Genomic DNA, 2,274 nt, shown 5'->3' with positions numbered 1-2,274 from the left:
AGGTGGCGCTCTCGTTCCAGAACCTGGATACGACCCACTTCGAGCTACCCGGCCTTACGGTGGCGGCCCTGGACGCGGTGACAAATACCGCGAAGTTCGACCTGCAGGTCACGTTGTCCGAGCTCGGCGCCGGCGGCGGGATGGCCGGTGCGTTGACCTACGCCACGGATCTGTTCGACGAGCAGACGATGGTCGCGTTCGGCGCCCGGTTGGTGCGGGTGCTCGAGGCGGTTGTGGCGGATCCGGCGGTCGTGGTCGGTGACATCGGCATTCTCGCCGGCGACGAGGCGCGGCGCTCTGTTGTCGCCGGACCCGAGTCGAGTGCTCCGGTCCTGTTGTCGGACGTCATTGCCCGGCGCGGTGAGTGGAATCCGGATGCGGTCGCGGTCCGGTTCGACGGTCGGTCATATTCATATGCGGAATTGGACGAGTCGTCGAACCGGTTGGCGCGTTTGCTGATCGGTCGTGGTGTGGGTCCGGAGACGCGGGTTGCTCTGGCGTTCGGCCGTTCGTATGCGATGGTGCTTTCCGAGGTTGCAGTGGCCAAGGCCGGTGGGGCGTTCGTACCGGTGGACCCGACGTATCCGCCCGAGCGCGTCGAGTACATGCTGTCGGATTCTGCTGCAGTGCTGGGCATTACGGGCTCGTCGTTCGTTGGGGATCTGCCGGCTGACGGCTTCGGGTGGCTGGTGCTCGACGCACCGGACACCGACCAGGTGCTGGCCGAGTTCTCCGCGAGCCCGGTGACCGATGCGGATCGGCTTGCGCCGGTACGGGTGTCGCACACGGCCTACATGATCTACACCTCCGGCTCGACCGGTCGCCCGAAGGGTGTTTCGGTCACCCATTCCGGACTGGGTGGGCTGTTGGACAGCGCACTGGACCGCTACGGGCTCACCGCGGATTCGCGGTTCATGAGCATCTGCTCGCCGAGCTTCGACCCGTCGGTCTTGGACTGGGTCGCCACGTTGTCGGTGAGCGCGACTCTGGTGGTAGTTCCCTCGCGAATTCTCGGCGGTGCCGAGTTGGCCGACTTCATGGCCGCAGAGCGGGTGACGCACACGATCATCACGCCCGCGGTGCTCGCGAGCATGGGTGCGCCGGAGTTGGCTGACCTCGAGGTTGTCTCGGTGGGTGGCGATGTGTCCACGCCGGAGTTGGTGGCGCGCTGGGCCCCGGGTCGGCGGTACTTCAACGGGTACGGCCCGACCGAGACGACGATCATCTCCAGCTACGCGGAGCTTCGGGCGGACGAGCCGACCACCATCGGTAGCCCGGTCGCGGGAGCTGGAGCCCTTGTGCTCGACGCCCGCTTGCATCCGGTTCCCGACGGTGTTGCGGGTGAGCTGTATCTATCGGGCGATGCGCTCGCCCGTGGTTATCACGAGCGCGCCGCGCTGACGGCGGAGCGGTTTGTTGCCGATCCGTACAACGGCGGCCGGATGTACCGCACCGGTGACGTTGTGCGCTGGACCCGCGCGGGTGAGCTGGAGTTCGTGGGACGCAGCGACTTCCAGGTGAAGATCCGCGGCTTCCGTGTCGAACTCGGTGAGATCGACGCGGCCCTGACCGCCGACGCGACGGTGCACTCGGCGGCGACGCTGGGTCACAGCGACGCGACTCGCGGTATGTCACTGGTGTCGTACGTCGTCGCCGCGCCTGGCGCGCACGTCGATGTGGCGGCATTGACGGCGGCGGTGGCTGAGGTGCTCCCGTCGTACATGGTGCCGGCGCAGATCATGGTGCTCGACGCGTTCCCGTTGACCCCGATCGGCAAGCTCGATCGCAAAGCGTTGCCGGCACCGGTGTTCGAGGCGGCGGTGTTCCGTGCGCCGGCCACGCCGATCCAGCAGGCCGTGGCGGGTGTGTTCGCTGACGTCCTCGGGATCGAGCGAGTCGGCCTGGACGATGATTTCTTCGCACTCGGCGGGAACTCGCTGTTGGCGATGCAGGTGATGTCCCGTCTCGGCGTGGCGTTGGATGCCACGGTGCCGGTGCGTGTCCTGTTCGACGCATCGACCGTGGAACGTCTTGCGGTGGCGGTGGAGTCGCACACCGGTACCGGCCGGGTGGCGCTCGAGCCGCGGCCGCGGCCGGAGCGTGTGCCGCTGTCGTTGGCGCAGTCGCGGATGTGGTTCCTGAACCGGTTCGATCCCGAGTCGGTGGTGGACAACGTCCCGATGGCGATCCGGCTGTCGGGTGAACTCGATACTGCTGCACTGCAACTGGCGGTCGCCGATGTGGTGGAGCGGCACGAATCGCTGCGCACGATGT

The 2,274-nt window shown here is 67.2% G+C and carries 1 protein-coding gene; it reads left to right on the top strand.

Annotation, left to right across the window (positions count from 1 at the left end):
- Positions 1-2,274 (top strand): non-ribosomal peptide synthetase (locus A8G08_RS10160; RefSeq protein ID WP_157108502.1); only part of this gene is annotated, 2,274 nt, incomplete at both ends.

The organism is Aldersonia kunmingensis, assembly GCF_001646865.1.
In the GTDB taxonomy this organism is placed as follows: domain Bacteria; phylum Actinomycetota; class Actinomycetes; order Mycobacteriales; family Mycobacteriaceae; genus Aldersonia; species Aldersonia kunmingensis.
Note: the sequence above shows the minus strand (reverse complement) of the source record. Positions and strands in the feature narration are given on the sequence as shown.